This window comes from Runella sp. R0.1_18, from assembly GCF_057652155.1.
Genome location: NZ_JBYFCK010000007.1, coordinates 275,402 through 301,727, shown reverse-complemented (window position 1 = coordinate 301,727; position 26,326 = coordinate 275,402). Strand labels below are relative to the sequence as shown.

Annotated in this window: 24 protein-coding genes; 14 read left to right on the top strand and 10 right to left on the bottom strand. The window is 44.6% G+C overall.

Annotation, left to right across the window (positions count from 1 at the left end; translation table 11 throughout):
- Positions 1-3 precede the first annotated feature (3 nt).
- From AC23P2_RS15180 to AC23P2_RS15165, 4 genes are all read left to right on the top strand, one after another.
- Positions 4-1,065 carry a cbb3-type cytochrome c oxidase N-terminal domain-containing protein gene (locus AC23P2_RS15180; RefSeq protein WP_487773992.1) on the top strand — a complete coding sequence of 354 codons (1,062 nt, stop codon included), beginning with the start codon at positions 4-6 and terminating at the stop codon, positions 1,063-1,065.
- A gap of 148 nt (positions 1,066-1,213) precedes the next feature.
- Entirely contained in the window at positions 1,214-2,626 is a 1,413-nt protein-coding gene (gene ccoG / locus AC23P2_RS15175; RefSeq protein WP_487773991.1) for a cytochrome c oxidase accessory protein CcoG, read from the top strand.
- Positions 2,627-2,637: 11 nt separating this feature from the next.
- Positions 2,638-3,072 carry a FixH family protein gene (locus AC23P2_RS15170; protein ID WP_487773990.1) on the top strand — a complete coding sequence of 145 codons (435 nt, stop codon included), beginning with the start codon at positions 2,638-2,640 and terminating at the stop codon, positions 3,070-3,072.
- A gap of 128 nt (positions 3,073-3,200) precedes the next feature.
- Positions 3,201-3,899: a sulfite exporter TauE/SafE family protein gene (locus AC23P2_RS15165; protein ID WP_487773989.1), complete on the top strand. Its 699-nt coding sequence runs from the start codon at positions 3,201-3,203 to the stop codon at positions 3,897-3,899.
- A gap of 22 nt (positions 3,900-3,921) precedes the next feature.
- Here the strand turns inward: AC23P2_RS15165 and AC23P2_RS15160 are convergent, their stop codons facing one another.
- Positions 3,922-4,293 carry a helix-turn-helix domain-containing protein gene (locus tag AC23P2_RS15160; RefSeq protein ID WP_487773988.1) on the bottom strand — a complete coding sequence of 124 codons (372 nt, stop codon included), beginning with the start codon at positions 4,291-4,293 and terminating at the stop codon, positions 3,922-3,924.
- Positions 4,286-4,777, bottom strand: a complete 492-nt coding sequence (locus tag AC23P2_RS15155) for a hypothetical protein (protein WP_487773987.1) — start codon at positions 4,775-4,777, stop codon at positions 4,286-4,288. Before AC23P2_RS15155 ends, AC23P2_RS15160 begins: the two co-directional genes overlap by 8 nt.
- 329 nt (positions 4,778-5,106) lie before the next feature.
- Between AC23P2_RS15155 and hemN the strand changes: the two genes are divergently transcribed.
- From hemN to AC23P2_RS15140, 3 genes are read left to right on the top strand one after another with little or no spacing between them, the layout of a single operon-like run.
- Positions 5,107-6,468, top strand: coding sequence for an oxygen-independent coproporphyrinogen III oxidase (gene hemN / locus AC23P2_RS15150; protein ID WP_487773986.1), 1,362 nt, complete (start codon positions 5,107-5,109; stop codon positions 6,466-6,468).
- A gap of 39 nt (positions 6,469-6,507) precedes the next feature.
- On the top strand, positions 6,508-7,749 hold the full coding sequence (locus AC23P2_RS15145; protein WP_487773985.1) for a PAS domain-containing sensor histidine kinase: 1,242 nt from the start codon (positions 6,508-6,510) through the stop codon (positions 7,747-7,749).
- 4 nt (positions 7,750-7,753) lie between these two features.
- Positions 7,754-8,812: a response regulator gene (locus tag AC23P2_RS15140; protein WP_028525340.1), complete on the top strand. Its 1,059-nt coding sequence runs from the start codon at positions 7,754-7,756 to the stop codon at positions 8,810-8,812.
- Between the two features lie 108 nt (positions 8,813-8,920).
- Here the strand turns inward: AC23P2_RS15140 and AC23P2_RS15135 are convergent, their stop codons facing one another.
- Positions 8,921-10,834 carry an ABC-F family ATP-binding cassette domain-containing protein gene (locus AC23P2_RS15135; RefSeq protein ID WP_487773984.1) on the bottom strand — a complete coding sequence of 638 codons (1,914 nt, stop codon included), beginning with the start codon at positions 10,832-10,834 and terminating at the stop codon, positions 8,921-8,923.
- 65 nt (positions 10,835-10,899) lie between these two features.
- On the opposite strand from AC23P2_RS15135, the gene AC23P2_RS15130 reads away from it, so the two are divergent.
- Positions 10,900-13,098 (top strand): PQQ-dependent sugar dehydrogenase, encoded by a 2,199-nt coding sequence (locus AC23P2_RS15130; protein ID WP_487773983.1) that lies wholly within the window; start codon positions 10,900-10,902, stop codon positions 13,096-13,098.
- Between the two features lie 32 nt (positions 13,099-13,130).
- Positions 13,131-14,147 (top strand): GNAT family N-acetyltransferase, encoded by a 1,017-nt coding sequence (locus AC23P2_RS15125; protein WP_487773982.1) that lies wholly within the window; start codon positions 13,131-13,133, stop codon positions 14,145-14,147.
- A 48-nt stretch (positions 14,148-14,195) separates the two neighbouring features.
- On the opposite strand, the gene AC23P2_RS15120 is transcribed toward AC23P2_RS15125, so the two are convergent.
- The 4 genes from AC23P2_RS15120 to AC23P2_RS15105 form a co-directional block, all read right to left on the bottom strand.
- Entirely contained in the window at positions 14,196-14,693 is a 498-nt protein-coding gene (locus tag AC23P2_RS15120) for a universal stress protein (RefSeq protein ID WP_487773981.1), read from the bottom strand.
- 93 nt (positions 14,694-14,786) lie between these two features.
- Complete coding sequence (locus AC23P2_RS15115; RefSeq protein ID WP_487773980.1) at positions 14,787-16,160, bottom strand: sensor histidine kinase; 1,374 nt, start codon at positions 16,158-16,160, stop codon at positions 14,787-14,789.
- On the bottom strand, positions 16,157-16,849 hold the full coding sequence (locus AC23P2_RS15110; RefSeq protein ID WP_472489190.1) for a response regulator transcription factor: 693 nt from the start codon (positions 16,847-16,849) through the stop codon (positions 16,157-16,159). Before AC23P2_RS15110 ends, AC23P2_RS15115 begins: the two co-directional genes overlap by 4 nt.
- 108 nt (positions 16,850-16,957) lie before the next feature.
- On the bottom strand, positions 16,958-18,640 hold the full coding sequence (locus AC23P2_RS15105) for a glutamine--tRNA ligase/YqeY domain fusion protein (RefSeq protein WP_487773979.1): 1,683 nt from the start codon (positions 18,638-18,640) through the stop codon (positions 16,958-16,960).
- A 403-nt stretch (positions 18,641-19,043) separates the two neighbouring features.
- Between AC23P2_RS15105 and AC23P2_RS15100 the strand changes: the two genes are divergently transcribed.
- Together AC23P2_RS15100 and folE are read left to right on the top strand one after the other, a co-directional pair.
- A complete protein-coding gene (locus tag AC23P2_RS15100) occupies positions 19,044-19,460 on the top strand; it encodes a 6-pyruvoyl trahydropterin synthase family protein (RefSeq protein WP_487773978.1) in 417 nt (138 codons plus the stop codon).
- Complete coding sequence (folE, locus tag AC23P2_RS15095; protein WP_487773977.1) at positions 19,423-20,121, top strand: GTP cyclohydrolase I FolE; 699 nt, start codon at positions 19,423-19,425, stop codon at positions 20,119-20,121. The genes AC23P2_RS15100 and folE overlap by 38 nt, the downstream gene beginning before the upstream one ends.
- Positions 20,122-20,182: 61 nt before the next feature.
- Here folE and AC23P2_RS15090 read toward each other — a convergent pair whose 3' ends face one another.
- The 3 genes from AC23P2_RS15090 to AC23P2_RS15080 are packed head-to-tail and all read right to left on the bottom strand — an operon-like array spanning position 20,183 to position 23,162.
- The gene (locus AC23P2_RS15090) at positions 20,183-21,682 is read right to left on the bottom strand and encodes a tetratricopeptide repeat protein (protein WP_487773976.1); all 1,500 of its coding nucleotides are present in this window, start codon (positions 21,680-21,682) and stop codon (positions 20,183-20,185) included.
- Between the two features lie 9 nt (positions 21,683-21,691).
- Complete coding sequence (locus tag AC23P2_RS15085; RefSeq protein ID WP_487773975.1) at positions 21,692-22,135, bottom strand: GreA/GreB family elongation factor; 444 nt, start codon at positions 22,133-22,135, stop codon at positions 21,692-21,694.
- A gap of 4 nt (positions 22,136-22,139) precedes the next feature.
- Positions 22,140-23,162 carry an aldo/keto reductase gene (locus AC23P2_RS15080; RefSeq protein ID WP_487773974.1) on the bottom strand — a complete coding sequence of 341 codons (1,023 nt, stop codon included), beginning with the start codon at positions 23,160-23,162 and terminating at the stop codon, positions 22,140-22,142.
- Between the two features lie 91 nt (positions 23,163-23,253).
- Here AC23P2_RS15080 and AC23P2_RS15075 point away from each other — a divergent pair, with 91 nt between their 5' ends.
- From AC23P2_RS15075 to AC23P2_RS15065, 3 genes are all read left to right on the top strand, one after another.
- Positions 23,254-24,000, top strand: a complete 747-nt coding sequence (locus AC23P2_RS15075; protein WP_487773973.1) for an SOS response-associated peptidase — start codon at positions 23,254-23,256, stop codon at positions 23,998-24,000.
- Between the two features lie 131 nt (positions 24,001-24,131).
- Positions 24,132-25,049, top strand: a complete 918-nt coding sequence (locus AC23P2_RS15070; protein ID WP_487773972.1) for an alpha/beta fold hydrolase — start codon at positions 24,132-24,134, stop codon at positions 25,047-25,049.
- Between the two features lie 56 nt (positions 25,050-25,105).
- Complete coding sequence (locus AC23P2_RS15065; RefSeq protein ID WP_487773971.1) at positions 25,106-26,311, top strand: exo-beta-N-acetylmuramidase NamZ family protein; 1,206 nt, start codon at positions 25,106-25,108, stop codon at positions 26,309-26,311.
- Positions 26,312-26,326: the final 15 nt, after the last annotated feature.

Sequence of the window (26,326 nt, the reverse complement as noted above, 5' to 3'; positions counted from 1 at the left end):
ATCATGAAATTCAGAAACTATCTCCAGACGATTGACGGAGTGGCGATATATCCGCTCATCGGACTACTGATTTTTGCGGCCGTTTTTGTAGGATTGGTATGGTACCTTGTAAAACTTGACAAGAAAACCGTCCAAAAAATAAGCCAACTACCCCTCGAAGACGGCACCGTTCGCCGTGGGCTTGCAACTCTTGCTTTACTTTTCGTTTCGTCAATGGTATTTGCCCAAACCGCCGAAGCCCCCAAAGCAGGCAACAAAGAGTTGGTCAACTACCTCATTATCATGCTACTCGTCGTGGTCATTTTGGCTGTGCTCGTGCTCTTGGTACAAGTGATGATGCTTCTCCGTAAAATCTCTGCTCCTCAAGGCAATGCAGAAGTAAAAGAAGATTTACGCGGCGAATCTGCACCAATTTTCAGTGATCGCTGGTGGCAACGTTGGACGGGCTTTGGCGTAAAACTCGCCGACGAACAACGCATCCTCATCAAAGGCCACGACTACGATGGCATTCACGAGCTCGACAACCGTATGCCACCTTGGTTGGCGTTCTTGTTCCAAGGTACGATTCTATTTGCTGTGATTTACCTCATTATCTATCACATGGCAGGTTGGGGAGATTTACCGATGGCCGAATTGGAAAAAGAAAGCCAAGTAGTAGAAGCGAAGAAAACCGCGTTCCTTGAAAAAGCGGCGGCCAAAATCAACGAAAATACCGTTGCGTTGGCCACTGATACCAAAGCAATTGAGGAAGGAAAGGCCGTTTTCACGGCCAACTGCGCCGCTTGTCACGCTACCGATGGAGGCGGAACTGTAGGCCCAAATCTTACCGACGAGTACTGGCTCCACGGAGGTGGTATCAAAAATGTCTTCAAAACCATCAAATATGGTGTACCTGAAAAAGGGATGATTGCGTGGGAAAAACAATTGAACCCACTCAAAATGCAACAAGTTGCTAGTTACATCATCTCCATCAAAGGCTCTAAGCCTGCGAACCCGAAAGCTCCTCAAGGAGAAATTTATACCGAAACTACCGCTGCACCAGATAGCACTGTAGCAGCAAAATAAATGTCGAATGCAGAATGCAGAGTTTCGAATGGAGGATTTTATTCGACACTCTGCATTCGAAACTCGACACTAGAACTGGACATTCTGCACTCGACGCTCGACACTAAAACTGGACATTCTGCACTCGACATTTTTTTTCATTCTCCTTATGCAACCCCTCGATACACACCCCGACTTCGACGAATCGTTCCGCGATAGTTTTGCGGCGGTCGATGATACTACTGGGAAAAGAAATTGGTTTTATCCCCAAAAACCAACTGGAAAATGGCACAACCGCCGCGTTTGGTTTACCATCTTTCAGCTAACCGTTATGTTTACCTTGCCGTTTATCAAAGTAAACGGTCAACCTCTCTTCTTGTTCAACATCCTAGAGCGTAAGTTTATCGTGTTTGGTATCTTCATTGGCCCGCAAGACTATTGGTTGTTTGGCCTAATGATGATTTCGTTTTTTGTGTTTATCGTACTCTTCACCACCGTTTTCGGGCGGGTTTGGTGCGGCTGGACGTGTCCGCAGACGGTATTCATGGAAATGGTTTTCCGTAAAATCGAATACGTTATTGAAGGTGACTGGAAAGCCCAACGTGCCCTTGCCAAAGCCCCTTGGAACAACGAAAAAATCATCAAACGAACCCTTAAAGCGGTTATTTTCATGGCATTGTCATTTGCCATTGCTAACCTACTATTAAGCTACTTTGTAGGGATTGACCGTCTCGAACGCATCATCTTAGAGCCAATATCGGAGCACTTGACTCTGTTTTTGGGTATCTGCGCTTTTACCCTGGTTTTCTTTTGGAATTTTGCTTGGCTTCGTGACCAAGCCTGTACGGTAGTCTGTCCGTATGGCCGTTTACAGGGAGTATTACTTGATAAAAACTCGGTGGTGATTGCCTATGACTACAAGCGTGGCGAACCTCGTGAAAAACTCCGTAAAGGTGCCGAACGTACCGCTGGCGATTGTATCAACTGTTTTCAGTGTGTCAACGTGTGCCCAACGGGTATCGACATCCGCAACGGTACCCAAATGGAGTGTGTCAACTGCACGGCCTGTATCGACGCTTGCGACAACATCATGGAGAAAGTCAACCTTCCCAAAGGACTAATTCGCTTTGACTCTGAAAACAATATTTCAAGCGGAAAAAGTAAGCTTATCACTACCCGTACTATTGCCTATGCGGTAGTGCTATCGGCCCTTTGGATTGGACTTGGCTACGCCATTTTGACCCGTAACGACACCGAAACCACGCTATTACGTGCGCCAGGTTCACGCTTTATCGAAAATCCTGACGGCACCATTAGCAATCTCTATACCTTCAAATTGTTCAACAAAACCAACCATCCCATCCAGCCTGAGATGCAGTTGTTGTTCCCCAAAGGCACGTTAAAATTTGCGGGAATTCCCAACCTCAACCTCGAAGCCGCTGGAATGGTCGAAGGTTCGGTCTTTATTACCATTCCCAAATCAGAACTATCGAAACGCCGCACCGACGTAAAATTGGGAATCTATGCCAACGGGCAACAATTAGAAGAATTTAAAACAACCTTTATTGCACCAGAAGAATAAATTTTACCACTATGAAACTATCTTGGGGAACTGGCATCTGGGCTTTTTATGGCTTATTTGTCCTAATGATACTCGCCATGGTCGGAATGAGTATTGTCCAAAAAATAGACCTTGTTACGGATAATTATTATGAAGAGGAAGTTAAATTCCAAGGCAAAATTGACAAAATCAATCGGGCCAAAGACCTAGCTACACCTCTTACGTGGGAAGTGCTAGAAAATGGCATCCGCATTCACTACCCAACAAACATGAAAGGCGTTTCTGGAAAAATTAACTTCTACTGTCCAGCCGACAATCGTAAGGATTTTTCAACACCAATTCAGGTCGGAGCCGACGGTACACAGTTTATTCCGAGCCAAAAAATTCAGGTGGGACGTTACCAATTGCAAATCGACTGGCAAGCCAACGGCATTGGTTACTGGAACGAAGGAATTCTCAATATTTAAGTGTCATTCCCAAATATCGAGTGCAGAGGGTAGAATGTCGAATGCTTCCCGTGCGTCGGGTTTCTCAAAACCCGACGCACACCCACCCAAATTCGACATTCTGCATTCGACACTCGAAATTCAAAACTATGTTTTACCTAGCTTTTTCCCTCGGACTCATGAGTAGCCTGCACTGCGTAGGAATGTGTGGGCCTATTGCTTTGGCACTTCCCGTACATCAACGTTCAAAATGGGGAAAATTGGGCGGAATAGTACTGTATAACCTCGGTCGAGCTACTACTTATGCCCTCCTCGGCTTTTTGCTAGGTTTTGTGGGTAATGCACTCAATTTGGCAGGACTCCAACGTAGTCTTTCTATTGGTACGGGAGTATTTATGCTCGGTGCGGTTGCTTATTCTTCGCATTGGCTCGACCAACTTTCTCCACCTTCTTTTTTGCAAAAAGGAGTGCAATGGATAAAAAAACAACTAGGCACACTTTTGCACCAACGTAGTTTTAGCTCACTGTTCGTTCTTGGAACGCTCAACGGGCTTTTACCCTGTGGGCTAGTTTACATGGCGCTGATTAGCTCCATAGCTGCGGGAGGGCCTACCGACGGGGCGCTTTTTATGGCTACTTTTGGCCTTGGAACACTCCCCGCCATGAGCGCTGTTGGCTTTGTCAAAAATCTCTTTTCTACTTCTTTTCGCAACCGCGCTCGCAGTTTTATGCCCGCCTTAGTGGCAGTAGTAGCCGTAGTGCTTATTCTTCGTGGTTTGGAAGTCACAGGCTGGCCCATTTTGGGTTTAGAAAATCGTGAGATTCCTATTTGCCATGGGGGGCGATGAAGGCAAACAAATGAATTATATTCTATTGATTCACAATCATTTGCAACTGAAACTTCTCAAATGCTTTTCGTATTTCCTCAACAATAAATGTTTGTAAAACGTCAGGGGTAGAAGAGGTCGCCCCAACTACCAGTTGGATTCCCAATACGCGTTCTATTTCCCAGAGGGTTTCTGTAGTAAAATTATGTGTTCCGCTCAACCAGCGACTAATTTCGGCAGGTTTTTTACCCATTAAAAAAGCAAACTCTTGGTTTGTAAGCCCTTTCGCTTGCATCCCTTCATAAATTCTAGCCGCTAATCCCATCCTTTTTAGGGTACTGGCACGATGTTCTGGAGTAATTTTTCTTTGAATTTTCTCCAGCTTTTCAATATAAATTTCTTCTGAGTTATTCATCTGTTTCTAATGTTAGATCACCGCCTAATTCTAAATCACTTATCCAAAACAAGTCACCTTCTTTTATTTTTTTATACAGAAGCCTTGAAATCAAGCGCATAAGGCTATTTTCTTGGCTAAGTTTATCATCTTCTTGTAGTGCTCTAATGGTTTTAGGCTTATGACCTCCGCCTCCCAAAATAATTACTGCATTCCCTAATCGGATACAATAAAGCCGTAGGTTCGCTTTAGGGGAGTCATACAAAGCACAGACTAAATCACCTAATCGTCCTTCGTTTTCCTTAAAAAAAGTCCTTATCGCTCCTACATGATTGGCCATAACCCCCAATCGGTCAACAATGTCTATTAACTCATGTGAAAAATCTTGTTCATTCTCATCCAAAAATCGCTCAAAAAGAGTCTTCTTTTCCCCTTCCAGTGCCACTGTATAGAATGTGGCTTTTTTCCCCGATAGCTGTTTGAGTTTAACAATTTGATATTTCATAAAACAATAAATTCAATACAAAGTTAACAATAAAGTTTATTAAACAACTTTATTGTTAACTTCTCCAATAATCTAAACACGTAAAAAGATACCTTAGCGAAGCCAAATCTTAATTGGCGTACCTATGATGTTCTTTGACAATTAGACAACCTTTATACTACAAATGTTGCGCCTCTCCGAGGCGAAATTTCAATCGTTTATGTAAACGAAAACAGCTCTTTACCTCCCTTTTATTCATGCTGAATGCTTGATATTTTTCCAAACAGCCTGACCAATGTCATATTTTACTTTTCCAATTGCTTGCATTTTTGGTAAAACACCTATTTACCATGAACACGCAACTACTTCAGAAATACAACGTGCCTGGGCCTCGCTATACCAGTTACCCAACAGTGCCTTATTGGGATAAAACCCCACTTACCGAGCCTCGTTGGAAAGATTTGGTGAAAGACATCTTTGAAGTCAGCAATACTTCCGAAGGAATTAGCCTATATATTCACTTGCCGTACTGCGAAAGTTTGTGCACCTACTGTGGCTGTAATACCCGTATCACGGTCAACCATAAAGTAGAACAGCCATACATAGCAGCCGTTCTGAAAGAATGGCAACTTTACCTCGATTTTCTACCCAGTCGTCCCCAAATCCGTGAGTTGCACTTGGGCGGAGGAACGCCCACGTTTTTTAGCCCCGAAAATCTCCGAACCTTGATTTCGGGCTTATTTGAAAAAGCCGACATCCATCCTGAGCACGAGTTTGGGTTTGAAGCGCACCCCGCTAGTACCGCCGATGCGCACCTTCAAACGTTGTTTGAACTAGGTTTTCGTCGGATTAGCATTGGTGTGCAAGACTTTAATCCCGTTATTCTTGACCTCATCAATCGCCCTCAAACCTATGAGCAAGTAAAGCACGTCACTGAGAAAGCGCGCGAAATTGGATACACGTCTGTCAACTACGATTTGGTTTATGGCTTGCCCCAACAACAGGTGGAGGGAATGACCCAAACCATCGGAGATGTGATTCGGCTTCGCCCCGACCGCATTGCGCTTTACAGCTATGCTCACGTACCTTGGGTAAAACCAGGCCAACGCAAATTTACCGAAGCTGACTTACCAGATGCGGCAAAAAAATTAATGATTTATGAAACTTGCCGAGAAGCCTTGGAATTAGCAGGGTATCACGACATTGGCATGGATCACTTTTCGCTCACAACCGATACGCTTTATCAGGCCCTTGAGCACAAAAAACTCCATCGAAATTTTATGGGCTACACCACTACTCAAACGCGTTTGCTCGTTGGCTTGGGAGTGTCGGCAATTGGCGATTGCTGGTGGGGCTACGGCCAAAACGAAAAAACAGTCGAAAAATATTACGAACGCCTCAATGCGAACGAGTTACCTATATTCAGAGGCCACGTCCTGACCCGTGAAGACTTGATTCTAAGACGCCATATTTTACAACTAATGTGTCATTTTGAAACCACTTGGTTTGATGCCAAAGACCAGTGCCAAGCACTTTACGAAGCCCTTGCGCGACTAGAAGAACCCGAAAAAGATGGCCTTGTCAGCATCGAACCCTATCATCTAAAAGTGACACCCGAAGGCCGCTCTTTTATTCGTAATATTAGTATGGCCTTTGATGCGCGTTTGTGGGGAGATATACCACAAACAGCCATTTTTAGCCAAACATTTTAAAATTCTTTTGGAAAAATCACAACAACCTCCGTATTTGGTATGTTAGAAGTATTCATTCAGCAAACCCAAGCGATGAGAAGACACGTCGAAATGTTAGATGCACTCTTTAAAAGTGCAACGGAGGGAATTATTGTCGTGGATTCGTGGGGAGCTATACAGTTGGTCAACCCCAAAGCCGAAGAGTTATTTGGCTACGATGAAGACGAGTTGATTGGTAAGAAAATAGAAATCCTTATTCCTCAACGATATGCCCGCAATCACGTAGATCACCGCATGAATTACTCCCAGCATCCCAAGGCAAGGAACATGGGGAGCAACTTAGACCTCAATGCCAAGCGTAAAGATAATTCGGAGTTTCCTGTCGAAATCAGTTTAAGTCCGTTTGCCACCAGCGACGGCGAATACATTGTAAGTTTTATTATCGACATTTCTCTGCGCAAAAAACAAGAAGAGGCGCTGCTAGAAGCACACCGCCAAATCCAAAGCCTCAACGCCGACTTAGAAGAGCGTGTGCAGCAACGAACCCGTGAACTGGCACATGCGCTAGAGGAAATTGAGCAATCGAAACAAGAAGTAATGCGGGCGCTGGAGAAAGAACGTCAACTTAATGACATGAAAACGAAATTTGTGACGATTGCCTCGCACGAATTCCGTACGCCGTTGGCGACCATCCTGTCATCTGCGTCGTTGATTGGACGTTATACGCACACCGAAGAAGACGAAAAACGCCAGAAACACGTTCAACGAATCAAATCGACCGTTACGAATCTCACTGAAATTCTAAACGACTTTTTGTCGCTTGGCAAACTAGAAGAAGGCCAAATCCGCAATGTGCCGATTGTATTTCCTGTGACCGATTTTTGCAAAGAACTCGTGGATGAGCTCAAGTCGGTTTGTAAAGACAATCAGCAAATTATCTATACCCACGAAGGTGATTCTGAGGTGTGCATTGACCGTCATTTGCTCAAAAATATACTCATCAATTTGCTTTCAAACGCCTCCAAATACTCGGACGCAGGCAAGCAAATTTTCTTACGTTCATCTAAAAAAGGAAAAACCGTTCACTTTGAAGTACAAGACCAAGGCATTGGAATTCCCGAACAAGACCAAGCGTATGTGTTTGACCGCTTTTTCCGCGCGCACAACTCTGGGACAATACAAGGAACTGGCCTTGGGCTAAACATTGTAAAAAAATACATTCAATTGATGCAAGGCGAAATTCGGCTTACGAGTCAACTGAATCAAGGAACGACGGTGTCTCTCGACCTTCCGAATTGTTAGCCACATGAAGACCATTCTACTGATAGAAGACAATCCCGACATGCGGGAAAATACGACCGAAATTTTGGAGTTAGCACACTACAATGTACTGACAGCTGAAAACGGTAAGAAAGGCATCAAAATCGCTCAAGAACAGCAGCCTGACCTGATTATTTGTGACATCATGATGCCCGAACTCGACGGCTACGGCGTGTTGCATTTGCTCAGTAAAGAAGCTGAAACCGCGAGTATTCCTTTTATTTTCTTAACGGCCAAAGCTGAAAAAGCCGATTACCGCAAAGGAATGACCCTTGGGGCAGATGATTATCTGACCAAACCTTATGATGACGTAGAACTCCTGAGTGCAGTCGAAACGCGCTTGCGCAAAAACGATTTGCTCAAAACAGAGTATTCACGAACGGAAGAAGGACTGACCCAGTTTTTGAACGAAGTAAAATCGTTTGAATCGCTCAAAAAACTGTCGGAAAATAAAAAAACGAAGCTCTATAAAAAGCGCGAAACGGTGTATTCGGAGGGAAGCTATCCTAATGCCGTTTATTTCTTAAAAAGTGGGAAAATCAAAAACTCAAAGACCAATGAGTTTGGGAAAGAATACATTGTGGAGCTTCACAAGCCTGGCGATTTTTTTGGATATTTAGACTTGTTGGAAAACACTCCCTACCAAGAATCGGCCGTGTCGTTGCAAGACAGTGAGGTGGTTATCATTCCCAAAGATGAGTTTAATAGCCTTCTCTACAACAACCGCGATGTAGCCACAAAGTTCATCAAAATGCTTTCTAACGAAGTACGAGAGCGGGAAGAGCGACTACTAAAACTTGCCTACAACTCCGTACGAAAACGCGTAGCCGAAGCCCTGATTATGTTGGCCAATCGCTACCAAGAAGATAAAACAAAGCCTTTTGCCATTGCCATCACCCGTGAAGATTTAGCGAGCATCGTGGGCACCGCCACCGAAACGGTCATCCGTACGCTCTCCGATTTTAAGGATGAACATCTTCTCGAAATGAAGGGAAGTCTGATTACCGTACTCGATTATGAGAAACTATCTCGAATGAAGAACTAATCGAACCCGTGCAGAGGGTAAACCGTGCAGAGGGTTGCTCTCAACCCGACCATGCGCCGAATAAGAGACCTTCCAAGTTTTTGAAACTTGGAAGGTCTTTGTTTTTTACTACCCCAACTCCTCCATTTCCATCATAGCATTTTCCCACGCGTCGGTGGTAGCCGCAATTTTTTGCTGGATTTCGGTGTATTTTTTGTTCACTTCGGCCAATTTCGCCGCATCACTGTAAATAGCAATGTCAGCCAAGTGAGCTTCCGCTTCTTTCTTACGTTTTTCCAACTCGTCGATTTCTTGTTCGAGTTGAGTGATTTTTTTCTGAAGGGTCTTTTGCTGGTGCGACGAGCCCGAAGATGTATTCTTCGCTGGGGCAGGTGTCGAGCGTTGCGGCACTACCACCGTCTCCACAGAGGCTGCTACCACTTCTTCTTCACGTTCTTCTTGCCACCACTCGTACTCTTGGTAAGTACCAGGGTATTCTTTCACTTCTTTATCTTCGATGTACCAAATTTTCTCCGCAATGGCTTCCACAAAGAAACGGTCGTGAGAAACCACTACAAACGACCCCTCATACTGACGAAGCGCCTGAATGAGGATATTCACCGACTGCATATCTAAGTGGTTGGTAGGCTCATCGAGCAACAAGAAATTGGCTTGAGACACCAATACTTTTGCCAACGCAACCCGCGATTTCTCCCCTCCCGATAACACCTTGATTTTCTTGAAAACATCGTCACCCGTAAATAGAAAACACCCCAAAATTGTCCGACATTCGGTTTCGGTCTTGGTCGGATTGGCGTATTTTAATTCTTCTAAAATCGTATGTTCTATATTAAGCGACTCCAACTGGTGCTGGGCGTAAAAGGTAAAAAGCACATTATGCCCCAGTCGTCGCTCGCCTTCGACAGGCTCGGTGCCTGCAATGACCCTCAACAACGTTGATTTCCCTTTACCATTGGCCCCGATAAGCGCGATTTTGTCGCCGCGCTCCATCGTGATATTGGTATGTTTCAGGATTTCTTTTTCACCGTAAGCCTTCGACACATCTTCCAGCTGAAGCACATGGCGGCCTGGCTGAGTGGTAAATTGAAAACGAAAATGTACTTTAGCATTTTCATCCACCACGGCCTCCACTCGGTCCATTCGGTCGAGCATTTTTGCGCGGCTTTGGGCTTGCTTTGCTTTGGTTGCTTTGGCCTTAAAACGCTCAATAAAGCGCTCCGTTTGGCGGATTTTCGCTTGTTGATTTTCGTAAGCCCCTTTTTGAATCTCATTACGAAGGGCTTTCTCTTCAAGATAAAACGAATAATTTCCGCCGTAATAATTGAGCTTTTGGTTGCTTACTTCCACCATCGTATCGCAGACGTTGTCCAAAAACTCACGGTCGTGCGACACCACAATCACCGCATTTTCGTAGCTCTGAACATACTTTTCCACCCACTGAATCGAAGGCAAGTCCAAGTGGTTGGTAGGCTCATCGAGCATGAGCAAAGAAGGTTTTTGTAACAACAACTTGGCCAACATCACGCGCATACGCCAACCTCCCGAAAACTGCCGCAGTGGTTTTTGTAAATCAGCTGTCGAAAAACCAAGCCCTTCCAAAATTTCTTCGGCTTTCGACTGGATAGTATAGCCGTCCAATGCCTCGAACTCTTCTTGCAAACGCGCAAGTCGGTCCACCAGCTTATCCTCATAATTGATTTCCATCTGATGAAGTACTTCATCAATTTGGCGTTGAAGCACCAACTGTCGCTCAAAAGCTTGCAAGGCTACCGTCAAAATAGGCTCATCACTTTGGTAAGAGAGCAAATCTTGGTTCAAAAACCCAATGGTACAACCACCTGCTTTTGAGATATTTCCTGCATCGGGCTGGTAGTTACCCACAATCAAATGCAGCAGGGTGGATTTCCCTGTTCCGTTCAAACCAATAAGGCCAATTTTATCTTTGGGCTTGATATGAAGCGAGGCGTTTTCGTACAAAGCACGGTCGCCGAGATAATACGAGAGGTTGGTAATCGAAATCATGCTACAAAGTTAGCGGTTTTCAAGCTAGGTCTTTATATTTGAATGCGCTCAAACTTTTCTTAGTCATGAAAAACGTATTGTTGTATCTATTTTTATCACCGTTTGCCTCATTTATTTTAAAGGCCCAAAACCAAGTACCTCAAATTCAATTAACCGAATTTGCAACTGGATTTAACCAGCCAAGTGATATTGAAACTGCGGGCGATAATCGACTGTTCGTCTCTGAACTAACAGGAAAGATCAAAATTATTCAAAATGGAATCAGTCTTCCAACGCCATTTCTAGACTTAAGTACCACTGGCGCTTCTATCTATAGCTTCTGTTTCTCCCCCAATTATCCATCTAATCGGACTTTTTTTGTGTACTACCGCAAACCTGATGGGTTGGGGCAAATTGTGATGTTCAAACGCGACCCATCTAATCCCAATCTTGCACTTATTGAATCTGAATCCAAAATTCTAACCCTACCCTACATAGTTCCAGGAGGACACACGGGAGGGGAGATTGCCTTTGGACCAGATGGATACTTATACATCACAACTGGAGATGACGGTTTGGGTACACGTAGGACGATGGGGGATTTGCCAGGTAATGCCCAAAATCTCAAAACTTTATTGGGGAAAGTTCTACGAATTGATGTCAGTTCTGCCCCTAGCTATAAAATCCCAGCTAACAACCCTTACCAAGCCCTCGGAGATAGCATTCCTGATGAAATTTGGGCACGGGGTTTACGTAACCCTTGGCGTATGAGTTTTGACAAACAAACAGGAGATTTATGGATTGGAGACAACGGAGCTGATCATTGGGATGAAGTCAATTTTTTAGCCCACCCTAGTTCAGGCGGCGCCAATTTTGGTTGGCGATGTTATGAAGGTAGTCGCCCTTATTCCTCAAATGGGTGCAGTGATACTACTCTTCTTATCTATCCAATTCAAGAATATCAAGGCTGGGTATCTGATACGACAAGTGGTGCTTCGGTTATGGGTGGATATGTATATCGGGGAAACCTATATCCCGCATTACGAGGCCATTATTTATATGCAGATTGGGTCATGGGTAAGTTTTGGACACTTTACCGTTCTCCAAGTGGCCCGCGCATCAATACATTTCAAGGTATTCTCGCCTCCTCCCCTGTCACTTTTGGCCAAGACACCAACGGGGAATTGTACGTTGCAAGCTTAAATGAAGGAAAGATTTATCAAATTGGGCTTAAATCTACCCTTTCAACCCCTATTATTAGTGTTGCTACTGTACCTGCAAGTTGCGGACTAAAAGGCCAAAGTGTTAATAATGACGCTAAGCTAACAATCCAAGGTAATGCTGTCACAGGTAAATATGATTTCACATTTGGCATCAATTATACAGGAACAGCTAGTTTTACAGTGGGCTCAAAAACCATTCCTTCAAACGGGGTTTTAGTCGCAGACCTACCTAATCCAATTTCACCGCAAACCATTACAGTACGTATTTTCAGTACAACAAATTCTCACATAGATATTACTACTACACTTGCACCTACAACTTGCATACCATGCCAATTCCCTGCTCCACAACCGCAATCCATTGACACAATCGCTTGTGCAGGCACTATTCTCAATATCTCAGTAAAAGGTTGTAATGGACTATACACTTTAAAAATTTTCAGCGACTCTCTATTAACTCAATCATCAAGCCTTAATGTGAATAACAATTTTATAACTACACCCACGCTCACTAGCCCATTAAAATTATATACTGCTTGTGTACATACGACATATCCTGAGTGTAAAAGTAACTACGCTCTATTGTCAGTAAGCACTTACAGTGCCCCCGTTGCCTTAAATGCTCTCAACATTACAAATACATCCTTTGAAATTCGATGGCAGGCTTCTAAAAACGAAAGTTATCTGCTCAAATACCGTGTAAAAAACGCTATTTCCGATTGGATAACTCTCCCAGTACTTACAGCAGATTCTACAGAAATATTTTCCACAATACTATCTTCGCTTAGTCAAGCAACAATTTACGAATGGGCCGTATCTAATGTTCATTGTAATAACTTTATGGTTCAAGAAACACGAACTCTTTCTTGTCCTCCGACAATCACTCAGCTAGTTGGATCAGTTGCCCCCTCAACCTATCAAGCCCACGAAGTCATTCAAAGTAAAGGAACGCTACTGAGTGGAAGTACGTCATTTTATGCAGGAAAAGCCATTATCCTCGCCCCTGGGTTTCAAAGCGCCTTTAATAGTACTTTTAGTGCTCAGATTAAAGGTTGTGATTAAGTTCTTATCTTTGCCCGACAACACACGAACGAATGACACACCTTCTTCCAAAAAATAAGGTTCAGACCACTATTCAGCGGGCTTTTTCTTCGTTGGTGTTCGACAATGACCCCGCTGCGCTTACTCGTTTTCGGTGTCGTTGGTCGCCTTGGCTCTTCAACACGCCCCTGCACGTGATTCACCAGCAAGCCGAGCAAGTCTATACTTTTGTGCTCACCGATGCCGAAACGCAGCAAGAACTCCACGGTTTTTTTCATCTCTTTGTTCAATACCAGCAAGGAGTCAGCCCACTACGGGCATCGTTTGGGTCGTTTGAAGTAGCCGAAGTCGTTAGCCATACGGAGTTTAGCACTTGGCTAACTTTTATCGAATCCTTTGCCGAATCGCATGGCATCACGTCGTTGTCCATTCGCCATTATCCCAGCTGTTATCATCCTGCCCGTAGTTCATTTATCAAGCGGGGATTGGTACGGCACGGTTTTCAGATAAGCCAGTTCTCTATCAACCACTACATTTCGGTAACATCGCAGCCGTTTGAGACAGGGCTTCACGCCTCCGAACGGCGACGATTACGCAAGTGCCTGCAAGCAGGTTTTCGGTTTGAAGAATGGTTACTTCCTGATGCCGAAGAAGTGTATCAATTTATTGCCCATAACCGCCAACGACTCGGCTACTCACTTTCTTTTCGTGAAGAACAGTTGCGGCTTTGGTTAACCGTTTTTCCTGAAATTTTTCGGGTATTTTGTGTCAAAAATGGCGAAGAAATTGCCTCATTAGGGCTAACTGTCCGCGTCGGAAAAAATGTACTCTATCACTTTTGCCCCGCCGACAACCTAGCCTATCGACAATACAGCCCCTCGGTGTTGTTGACCAAAGGTTTGTACGAATTTTCCCAGCAAGAATGTGTAACTGTTTTAGATTTAGGCATTTCAGTTGACACCGCTGGCCAGCCCAAAACCAGTTTGGCACGTTTCAAACGCAACCTCGGCGCCCAAGAATGCGAAAAATGGCAGTTTGAAAGAAAAATCGGCATTTCTACCAAAATGTAAAAATGCCGATCGAGTCACGCGTGGGTCAATCTATATGTAAAGTCTGAATCAATGGTTGGCTATTTCAAGCCCGAAATAGTTAAAAAGGGTGCTCAAGGTTTTTCGTTCAGCCACAACGCTTTCCCCGCCTACCTCTTGGTAAGACACCCTTGATTTTTTCAATAATGGAGTAGGGTCAAAACCTTTTTTACCAGGTTTTAATTTATAATTTTTAGAAAAATAGATTTTATCAATATTGCGTGCCTCTAGAAAATTGCTCAAGGCATTGGCACTGTATCCATGAAAAAGTTCAACACTAATACTGCCCAAAAGAGATTCGTATCTATTTTTAAGAATAGCAATTGCTTCCTCAAATTCGGTTGTTTTCAGGCTATCTACCATTTCGTCGGGCGAATAAAACAAAAAATCCGAGATCGAATCTGTAGGAATTTTGGCATACATCAACACCACGTTTACTTTTCCCGCATTGATGGTATTCAATGCCAATCGGAGGGCATTTAGCGACTCAACTTTAAAATCTATCGGCACTAATATTGTTCTTTCCATGCGCTTAGTCGTTTTTAAAACCAATGCAAAGGTGCTACCCCCAACTAAGAATGATTTAAGAAGCAGATTAGAATTCGATAAGAAATGATTTTTTTACGGGATTTTTGCCAAAGGAATCCTAATGTGAACCGTAGTTCCTTCATTAACAACCGAAGAAAGTTGCAATTGACCGTTATGAATTTTAATAATATTACGGGTCAAAGGCAACCCAATACCATATCCTTCAAAGTTTCGGGTGTTGGAAGCCCTAAAAAACGGGTCATAAATAAACGGAAGTTCGGATTCGGGAATACCAATGCCGTGGTCTGTAAATGCCAAAAAAACCTGGTCATCGCTGGAGGCAATCGTCACCACAACGGGCTTATTGTTGGAGTATTTGCAAGCGTTTGTTAATATATTGGTAAAAGCCAGGGAAAGTAGCTGACGATTGCCCATCACTTTCAATTTTTTAGGGTTCTCGGGCAGCAGGCTAAAGTCAACTTGGATGTTATTTTTAGGATTGAGCTTATCAATCATCTCCTTGACTTGCCAAATCAGGTCGTCGGTTCGTAAAATTTCAAAATTAACCCGCTTGTTGGTATAGCCCGTTTGGGCCAAATACAACAACGTTTGCGTGATTTGGTTCAGGCGCTCGGCTTGGCCCAAAATGCTCATCAGCGACTGCTGGTATTCTTCGGGTGAGCGCTGTTTCATCAGCATCACTTCGGCTTCTCCCATGATAGACGTGAGTGGCGTGCCAAACTCGTGCGAGGCGTTACTAACAAAATTGTTTTGGGTTTCAAACGAGGTTTCGAGCCGATTCAGTAGGTCATTAAACGTTGAAATCAATTGGCTAATTTCGGCATCATTTTTTTTCTCTTCAATGCGCAAATGGATATTATCCTTACTTATTTGTTTCACCCGATCGGTAATGTGCTTAATTGGATCGAAAATTCGTCTTGAAAAGAAAAAAGACAAATAAGTGGTTATCAATGCAATAAGAAGTACACCAAGTAAAATCACATTGCGCATAAACAACAAGTGATTGGAAGCGTAGTAATTTTTGGCGGATACCACCACAATGTGCGTTTGCTGCTTGCTCTCGTGCCGAATTCCCGTAAAAAAGGTTTCGTCCATCTGACGCGTGGCTTTGCCTTTGTTCAAAATCTCCTTCAAAAATGCCATTGGGAGTTCTGATTTTTGCGCCATTTCAGCTAAATCATTATTATTTTCGACCCTATACAGATACTCTTTTTCGGCCGACAGCTTTTCAAGGTGTTCTTTACGGATAATTTTAAACGGCTCAGCATTAATTTTATCAGCATCAAAATTGTACTTTGCCGCAATCGTCGCCCGCGTTTCTAGTCGTTTATAAAAATCAGTGTAAGAATAATTATACAAAAAATAATAGATACTTCCCCCAAACAGAAGCAGCATCAAGCTGTTGGTAAAAATCAGGAAAAGCGCTATTTTCAGTTGGGTTTTCATGCTTCTCTTAACACATAGCCCATGCCAATCACCGTATGAATGAGCTTGGGCTCGTAGGCTGAATCCAGTTTTTTTCGCAAATAATTGATATAAACATCCACAACATTCGTAGCCAAATTAAAGTTGATGTCCCACGCGCTCTCCAGCAAATCCACCCTCGAAAGCACTTTCCCCTTGTTTTTTAGCAAGGTGACCAGCAGCCGATATTCGGTAGCAGTAAGGGAAATAAGCTCCCCATTTCGTTCTACGGTCTTCGAGTCATCGTCCACTTTCAAATTGGCCACCACATACACATTTTCTTTGGCCTTAGCCTCACTCCCACCTTGGCTTGCTCGCCGCAGTAGTGCCTTTATACGGGCAACCAACTCAATGAATTTGAAGGGTTTGGCCAAATAATCATCTGCCCCCGAATTAAGTCCCAATGCAATATTATCGGCGGTATTGAGGGCCGTCAAAAACAATATTGGTACCTGAATCTGGTTGTTGCGCAGCTCTTTGCATACTTCAATGCCGTTTTTGTCGGGAAGCATAATGTCAAGAATAATCAAATCATAGTCACTGCTCAAGGCCATTTGAACTCCCGAATTGCCGTCTAAAGCCACCGATACCTCAAAATCCTCCTCGGTCAAGCCTTTTTTTATAAAGCTCACTACATTGACTTCGTCTTCCACTAACAAGATTTTCTTCATAGCTCTACTGGGGCCTTTTCCAAAACATTCCTTTGCAATTTAACCACAAAAAACGGCACTGCAACTTCTAAAGCTACAATGCCGTTTTTCTTTCAAAACTTCAGAAAATTATTTCCCTGCTACTTTTCCCCACGTATCTTTCAACCCAACTGTGCGGTTGAAGATGAGTTTATCAGATGTAGCGTCGGTATCCAAACAAAAATAACCTTTGCGAACAAACTGTATTTTGGTATCAACCGTCGCTTCTTTGAGCGACGGCTCAGCGTAGCCTGTAATCACTTCCAGCGAATTTGGATTGATATGGTCTTTGAAATCACCCTCTGCTGACGCTAAATCTTCGACTTTGAAAAGACGGTCGTATTGGCGAATTTCGATTGGCAATGCTTCCGAAACCGACACCCAATGGAGCGTTCCTTTTACGTTAATGCCCGAGGTATCGCTGCCACTCTTGCTGTTTTCAATATACGAACACCGTAATTCTACCACATTACCAGCCTCGTCTTTGATTGCCTCGTCGCAACGAATAATGTACGCACTTTTCAAACGTACCATTTGTCCCACGGCCAAGCGGAAGAATTTTTTCGGTGGGTTTTCCATAAAATCTTCCCGCTCAATATACACTTCGCGGCTAAACGGCACTTCGCGCATTCCGCCGTTGGGGTCTTCGGGGTTGTTCTCGCTCAAACAAAGCTCCACGGTATCCTCGGGGAAGTTGGTAATGACCACTTTGAGTGGGTCGAGCACCACCATGCGGCGCTGCGCGATTTTGTTGAGGTGCTCACGAACGCAAAATTCCAATAAACTCACATCAATAAGGTTGTCGCGGCGCGCAATCCCGATACGGTCACAAAACTCACGAATCGACTCAGGCGTATATCCTCGACGACGAAGCCCCGAAATGGTTGGCATACGAGGGTCGTCCCAGCCTGTCACATGACCTTCGTTGACGAGTTGAAGCAATTTACGCTTACTCATCACGGTATAAGTCAGGTTGAGACGGGCAAACTCATATTGTTTTGAAGGAAAAATCTCCAATTTATCAATGCACCAATCGTACAAATCGCGGTGAGGAATAAACTCCAACGTACAAATTGAGTGCGTAATTTTTTCGATAGAATCAGACTGCCCATGCGCAAAATCGTACATTGGATAAATGCACCATTTGTCGCCCGTGCGGTGGTGGTGGGCAAATTTTATCCGATAGATGATGGGGTCACGCATGATCATGTTTGGCGCCGCCATGTCGATTTTAGCACGAAGCGTACGAGAGCCTTCAGGAAACTCGCCGTTTTTCATTTGCTCAAACAACGCCAAATTCTCTTCTACGCTACGGTCACGGTAAGGGCTATTAGTCCCTGGTTCGGTAGGCGTTCCTTTCATGGAAGCAATTTGCTCCGAGGTAGATTCATCCACGTATGCCAATCCTTTTTTGATTAAATCAATGGCAAAAGCATACAAATTATCAAAGTAATCAGAGGCATAAAATTCATTTACCCACTGAAAACCAAGCCATTGAACATCATTTTTGATAGACTCTACGTATTCGGTATCCTCCGTGACGGGATTTGTATCGTCGAAGCGTAAGTTGGTACCTCCTCCGTATTTCTGGGCTACTCCAAAGTTTAAGCAGATGGATTTGGCGTGCCCAATGTGCAAATAACCATTGGGCTCGGGCGGAAAGCGCGTTAGAACGCGGCCTTCGTGTTTACCCGTACGGATGTCTTCTTCAATGATTTGTTCGATGAAGTTCAGCGATTTCTCTTCGGTGGATTCTTTGGCAATTTCACTCATACTACTATAAACGTGTTTTTCGACCCTTCGGTTTTCTTATACATACCTTATTCTATATGTAATGGAAACACAAAACTAACATTTATTCGGGTTGAACACCTGAAAATAAGTGGCTTTACTGACTTTTTTCAACCTACACGTGTGACCGTAGGCACTCTACCCCATTTTTAACCAATTCACTTTCAAAAAGTTAATAAAAAATATATGGAATTTTTGGCGTTTATTACTAAAACTTCAAAACTATTTCAAACGTACAAATGTTAATTATGCTGTTGACAAACGATACTTACCTTCGGGCTAATTGGTACCACGCCCAACGGTCGAGAGGGTGTTGCAGACAAACTTTCTGACGACTCCTCGGCACGTACGTAAAACCAACAATTGAACTGATTTTTATCACAATATGAGCAACCCACGAGTGGCGGTGTTTCGCAAGGCACACTTTAATGCCGCACATCGTCTGAACAATCCGACTTGGTCGGACGAACAGAATGCGCGTGTTTTTGGGAAATGCAATTATCCCAATTACCACGGACATAATTACGAGCTGATTGTGCAAGTAACGGGCGAAGTAAACCCCGAAACTGGCTACGTTGTAGATTTGAAATGGTTAAATGACTTAATCGAGCACACCGTGCTAGTCAAGTTTGACCACAAAAATCTAAACCTTGATACTGAGGAGTTTAGGCACATAAATCCCAGTGCAGAAAATATTTCAATTGTCATCTATAATCTTTTACGTGGGCACTTAGCAGAGTCGCTCGATTTGAAAATTCGGCTTTATGAAACAGAACGGAACTTTGTGGAATTCCCTGCCTAATCATTCTGACTTAGGCGAGCTTAACGTCGATGATTGGGGAGACGACCATGTTTTTAGTGCTTACAATACACCTCTGCGTGAAGACGCGTTCGAATTGAGCGACGTAGAGAAAGTAGCCAAAATAGAGGGGCATTTCCGTGCGATTATGGAAACCCTTGGTCTCGACCTTACCGACGACAGCCTCAACGGCACGCCACATCGCGTGGCCAAGATGTACGTTAAGGAGATTTTTTCGGGATTAAACCCCGCCAACAAACCAAAGGCAACTCTTTTTGAAAATAAATACAAATACAACGAAATGTTGGTGGAGAAAGACATCAGTTTTTACTCCAACTGCGAGCACCACTTTGTTCCTATTTTTGGCAAAGCGCACGTAGCCTACATTTCGAGCGGCAAGGTGATTGGACTTTCTAAGCTAAACCGCATTGTTCAGTATTTTGCCAAACGTCCGCAAGTACAAGAACGCCTTACGGTACAGATTGCCAAAGAATTACAGCAAATTCTTCAAACGGAGGACGTAGCGGTGGTCATGGATGCCAAGCACTTGTGCGTAGCGTCTCGCGGCGTTCAAGACGACTCCAGTTCAACGGTGACGGCATTTTACGGCGGCAAATTCCAAGAAGACAGTACGAAGAATGAGTTTTTGAAATATTTATCGTAGCGCAACCTCCCGAAAGTTCAAAACTTTCGGGAGGTTACAAAACTTTCGGAAGGTTAGGAGGCTACTCCACTCCCAAAAGAGTCAAAGCAGCGCGGGCTTTATTGTCCACGCTGTTTTTGTATTCGTGCTTGGGATAATTTAGCGCTTGCTGAAAGTACTGAATGGCTTTGGTCCGTTGACCTTTTGCTTGGTAAATATATCCCAATTGTAAGGCTGAGGTTGCCCCAAAATAAAAGCTTTGCGCCTGACTCAACACAATCGCCCGTTCGTAATTTGGAATAGCCGCCTCGGTATGTTCTTGACGTTGAAAAATTCGCCCCAACCGATAGCGGAATTCGGCTCGGTCTCTCCCGTTCTCAAAAGATGCTTCATTGACGTTTCGTAGCGCTGCTGCGGCTTCTTCCAAGTACCCACCATCAAAAGCCAGCCGCGCTTTCATTAAGATTTTTTGTTGGGCTGAAACCAATCCTTTGGTATAGTTTTCGGCAAACTTTAACGCCGCTTTATCAGACTCTACGTACGTAGCTCCCACTTTATTTACTTTCTCAATGTAGCCTTTGGCCTGGGCATCTTCATTGAGCAACCAATGACTCAAAAACAATTTTAAGTAGGTATCTTTCAGGAAATTTTGACCTTTGTACTGGCTCAAAAACGCATTAAATTGCTTTCGGGCTTCGTCGTGTTGGCCTTTTTGCAGTAAAATTTCGCCTTCTAAATACTCCAGAAAAGGAAAAGCGAAGTAAGCGCTTCCTTTAGGTCGTTGTTTCAATACGTTCAACGCTTGCTCACCCCGACCATCTTTCATCGACACCGTAGCGCCAAAAAAGTGTAATAGCAGGTTGTCGGGTTGTCGGTGAACGAGTTGAAGTAAGTCCGCATTTTGTTTTTCTCCGTACGTTAAAATATACGAATGAAGCAGTAGTTGAATCAACTGCGCTTCCAACCCAAACACTTTATCTTCCTGAATCGCTCGTTGCACTTCTCGCAGTCCTTGGGGGATATTTCCCTTCAAACCCAATAGCTTCGCTACCCACTGATAGCTCTGCGGTGCTGAGCCAATCAGTACATGCAGTAACCCAAGCGACTTAAACGATGGCACAAAATCGGGGTACAAACGGGCATTTTCTGCCAGTAATCGATACGCTTTGATAATATCCCAAGAGGCGCTCATTTCTTTCCCAAATTTCAATTTGATAAACGCCCAATGCAGCCGTATTTCGGCTTGTATAAAACGCTTATACGGCGAGTTAGGTTGGTCATCGAGCCAAGAAAGGCGCTCGTCTTGATGGGAAGAAAGCTGTTCAAAGAGGGCTTTATTATCGCTCACAAGTAGCGTCACCATGTCGGCATAATTTTCCACATACATCGCCAGTGCATTCGGCGCTTTTTCCTTAGCCAACAGCGCCTTGGCCGCGTTTACTTTGAGCTTAAACACCTCGCGGTAGGCTTGTTGGAGGTTGGGAGAGAATGAATAAACTGTCGATTGTGCTTGTAAACGGCCATTCAATGAGCTTACAAATGCAAAAATCAGAAGGAAATAATGGCAGTTTTTCAACATCATTTTGCTTAGTTACTCAAGCCCCTCAATCACCCCTCTCTTCTGTTGAAACAAAAACGAATCGCCCGCTTGCTTCCCCATCAATGACGCTCCCAAAGGCGATTGTGGCGACATAGCAATCACTTTTTGGCCATCTATCACCACCATTCCTGCACTGATGGAAACAAAAAACACCCCCACGGACGTCGTGACCAACGCACCCAACCCCACGCGTTGAAACACAAAATCGGGGTCGATGCGATCGAGGACAGCGCGTTCTTGGCGCAGTTGGTCAAAGAGTTGGGCGTGGCGATCGCGTTCAATTTGCGCCATCGCCCTCCCCGTTTCGTACTTATCGCCCGCCGAGCTTTTGGTTTCTTCATTGGCCGAATCTTGGGCGTTTTGCATCGCCTCCTGCGCCGCTTGCACGCGGGTATCAAACTGCGTTTTTAGCAGCGTAAGTAATTGTAGTTTCAACGGACTATAGACGATGATTTATAATTTGGTCATACATACCCGCAAAAGCGGATTGTTTCATTCCTTCCGACGAAAGAAAATCGTGCGGGAAGCCTAATTCTATTTTGCTTACCTCGTTCAAACGCGTCATAATTTCGTCAGGAATCACAAAATCAAGGCATTTGAGCGAATCTTGGAGCTGTTCTACGCGTTTTGCCCCCACAATTGGCATCACATTTGACACCCGTTGACGCACCCAGTTGATCGCTACCTGCGTAGGCGTGACGCCCAACTCCTGCGCTACCTCCACCACTTCTTGGGCAATGTCGCTGCTGCGTTCGCTACGACGCAGGCTATTTTCGGGCACGCGACCTGTTTCTCCGCGCAAGTATTTTCCCGTCAAAGCACCTCCTCCAATCACTCCCCAGGGCGTTACGGCCATGTCGAGGGTTTGGGCCATCGGAAGCAAATCGCGTTCGGCCCCGCGTTGTAAAAGTGAATACTCTACTTGGAGCGCCACAAATTGGCTCCAGCCGCGCAACTCCGCCAGCATATTCGAACGTGAAATGACCCACGCAGGCGTGTCCGAAATCCCAACATAATGCACTTTTCCGCTCCGAACCAAATCATCCAATCCGCGCATCACTTCGTCAACGGGCGTCGTAAATTCCCACATGTGGACCCAAAACACGTCGATATAGTCGGTATGCAGGCGTTTGAGGCTTTCATTGACCGAACGAATCATGTTTTTACGGTGATTGCCCGCGTAGTTGGGGTCACCATTGCGGTCGTATAAGGTATATTTGGTCGAAACGACAAAATGGTCACGATCGGCCGAGATAAAATCTCCCAAAAATGTCTCCGATGTTCCTTCGGTATAGCGGTTGGCCGTATCGAGGAAATTACCACCTGCATTGGCGTAGGCTTCAAAAATCTTTTTACTTTCGTGTTTGTCGGCTCCCCAGCCCCATTCGGTACCAAAAGTCATTGTACCGAGGCACAATTCTGATACGCGAAGGCCAGATTTTCCCAATAATTTGAATTTCATAGAGTCATAGTTTGTTTAATGAGGGTGGGCAAAGAAAACAAATCTTTGCTCAAAACTACACAGAAAAAACCACTTATACCCTTAACAAGCCATGTGTTTTCGCAATTCCCTAACGGCTACGGTCGATGAAATGGAGAAACAATTTGAGGTTCAAAAACAGGCCAAAACCGTTGAATTTGAGCCTATTTACCACGCCAATGGCTTCGATTATCCCACTTGGCCAGTGATTACGGCTCAAGCTCCGAACACTTTACACTTTTTTAAGTGGGGATTGGTTCCAAGATGGGCGCGAAGCCCCCAAGAAGCGCTCGAACTACGCAGCAGTACCCTGAACGCCAAAATCGAAACCCTCGACGAAAAACCGTCGTTTAAGTATGCACTCCAACAGGCGCAGCGGTGCTTACTACCCTCCACTGGCTTTTTTGAATGGCAAACCGTCGGGAAGCAGAAATATCCCTATTTTATTCATCTACGGGAGCAACCGCTTTTTGCGATGGCGGGTATTTGGGAAACATGGCACAATCCTGCCCAAGCCAATGATGTTTGGCATACATTTAGCATTATTACGACCGATGCCAATCCGCTCATGGCGCGCATTCACAACACAAAGCAGCGAATGCCCGTTATTATACCAAAAGAGCTAGAAGCGGTCTGGCTCAATACCCAATCGGATGCCTTTGACCTCGAATTGTTTAAAAAACCAATTGACGATTCGTTCATGGAAGCATTTACGATTGGCAAGTCGATAAGCGACCCTAAAAGTCAGTCTAACACGCCAGAGGTGTTGACACGCATTACGTACCCTGAACTATCACATCAGCAATTGAGTTTGTTTTGAGTCCGTGAAGGAGGTTGCAGCCCGTGCAGGAGGTTGCTCACAACCTCCTTATTTCACAAAACGCGGTTGTAAGCAACCGCTGGCACAAATTAGTCGGTTGTGAGCAACCGACTGCACAAATATTTTCAATTATGATAAGTCGTAAACTTTTTCTTTGGGCGAGTTTCGTACTCCTAACCGTGAGTTTGTCGTCTTGCTTTCGGTCGTGGCGGAAAAACGACCGTGACATCCGCGAACACTACGCCAATCGCCCAGTAAAACCCACTTTTTACACCATTCAAAACGACAGCCTCAAGCTGTTTGCCGCTACCACAGGCGCAGACACCCTGCCTCCGCTGTTGCTCATTCACGGAGCACCTGGTGCTTGGTATGGGTATATGAACATGGTCGATGATTCCTTGCTACAAAGCCGTTTTCACATTATTGCCATCGACCGCTTGGGCTACAATCATTCGAGCTTGCGCAAAAAACGCTTTGTAACATCCATCGAAACCCAAGCCAAAGCCGCTATGTTGGCCCTTTCGCTTAATCATTCGAAGCAAAAAGCGGTTCTGTTGGGGCGTTCGTTTGGCGCACCCATAGCGGCACAAATGGCGATTTTGAACCCCAACGCGTTTAGTCAGCTGGTGATGCTTGCCCCTGCCATCGACCCAACCAAAGAAAAATTCTGGTGGTTTTCCAAACCTGCCAAATGGTGGATTGTCCGTGCGTGGCTTCCTCGTCGCCTCAACGTAGCCACCTTTGAGAAATTTGCTCACGCCAGCGAATTGAAAAAACTGCAACCGCAATGGTCGAAATTGCAAGTGCCCACGATTGTAGTGCAGGGTGGAAAAGACTGGATTGTAGATCCTAGTAACCTTGATTTTGCGCGTCAACAACTGGCCGATAAGCCTGCCCATTACATCTTTTTACCCGAAGCTGGCCACCTGATTTCTTATTCACACCCCGACTTAGTCCGTAAATTGGTTTCAACGCCTTTTACAACAATAACAGGAACAGCTGCCGCCTCTACGACCGCCCAGGGAAGCGGCCAAAGCGAACATAAATGAGTAAAGTCGTTATCTTTACCCACTTTTAATCGCGTATTCTTCAAAAACAATCTAGTATGAAACACCTTTTCAAGGCGATTATCGCCTCATTTTTAGCCATTTTAATAACGACGTCTTTCGTCAATCCCCCTGCCAAATCGATTATCACAGGCGCCGATCAAACCAGCGTCTATCTACCTTATTTGAAGGGGAAACGGGTAGGAATGTTGGTCAACCAAACCTCTATCATTGGCAAATCACACTGCGTTGATAGTTTGGTTAAATTAGGCGTCACAATTACCAAAATCTTTGGCCCCGAACACGGCTTTCGCGGAAACGCCAGCAACGGCGCCAAGGTCAGCGACAGCACTGACCCCAAAACAGGCATTCCCGTCATTTCGCTGTATGGCAAAAACCGCAAGCCAACCAAAGAACATTTGGCCGACGTGGACGTGATGATTTTTGACGTGCAAGACGTAGGCGCGCGCTTTTATACCTACATCAACACGCTGTCGCACGTGATGGAATCGTGCGCTGAGAATGGCAAAGAACTCGTCATCCTCGACCGCCCCAATCCGCACGGCTTTTGCGTTGACGGCCCGATTTTGGAGCCTCACCTCAAATCAGGCATTGGTATGTTTCCAATTCCGATTACCCACGGGATGACCATTGGGGAGTTTGCCCAAATGATTAATGGCGAAGGTTGGCTTCCGAACAAAATGCAGTGCAAATTGAAAATCATTAAAGTGGCCAATTACACCCACGCCATGCCGTATGTGTTACCCGTGCCGCCTTCGCCCAACCTCAACACGCAACAGTCTATCATGCTTTATCCAAGCATTTGTTTGTTTGAAGGAACAATTTTGAGCCAAGGGCGCGGCACGTACATGCCTTTTACGGTCTTGGGTGCACCCGCTTTGAAGGGAAAATACAGCTTTACGTTTAAGCCCGTAAGTATCCAAGGCATGAGCGAAACCCCACTCCACCAAGACCAAGAATGTTATGGTTTAGACCTGCGTAAGTTTGACGCCAATACGTTTGTAAAATCTAAAAAACTGAACCTCAGGTGGTTGTTTGAAACCTATGCGGCTTATCCTTACAAAGACAAGTTTTTTGACATGAGCCAGAGCAAGCAAATGGGAAATTTCGATAAACTGGCGGGGACGGAAAATCTTAAAAAGCAGATTATCGCAGGCACGAGCGAAGAAGAAATTCGTAAAAGTTGGGAGCCTGGCTTGTCGAACTATAAAAAAATGCGGGAGAAGTATTTGTTGTATCCTTAGGGGGAGAGATGAGTG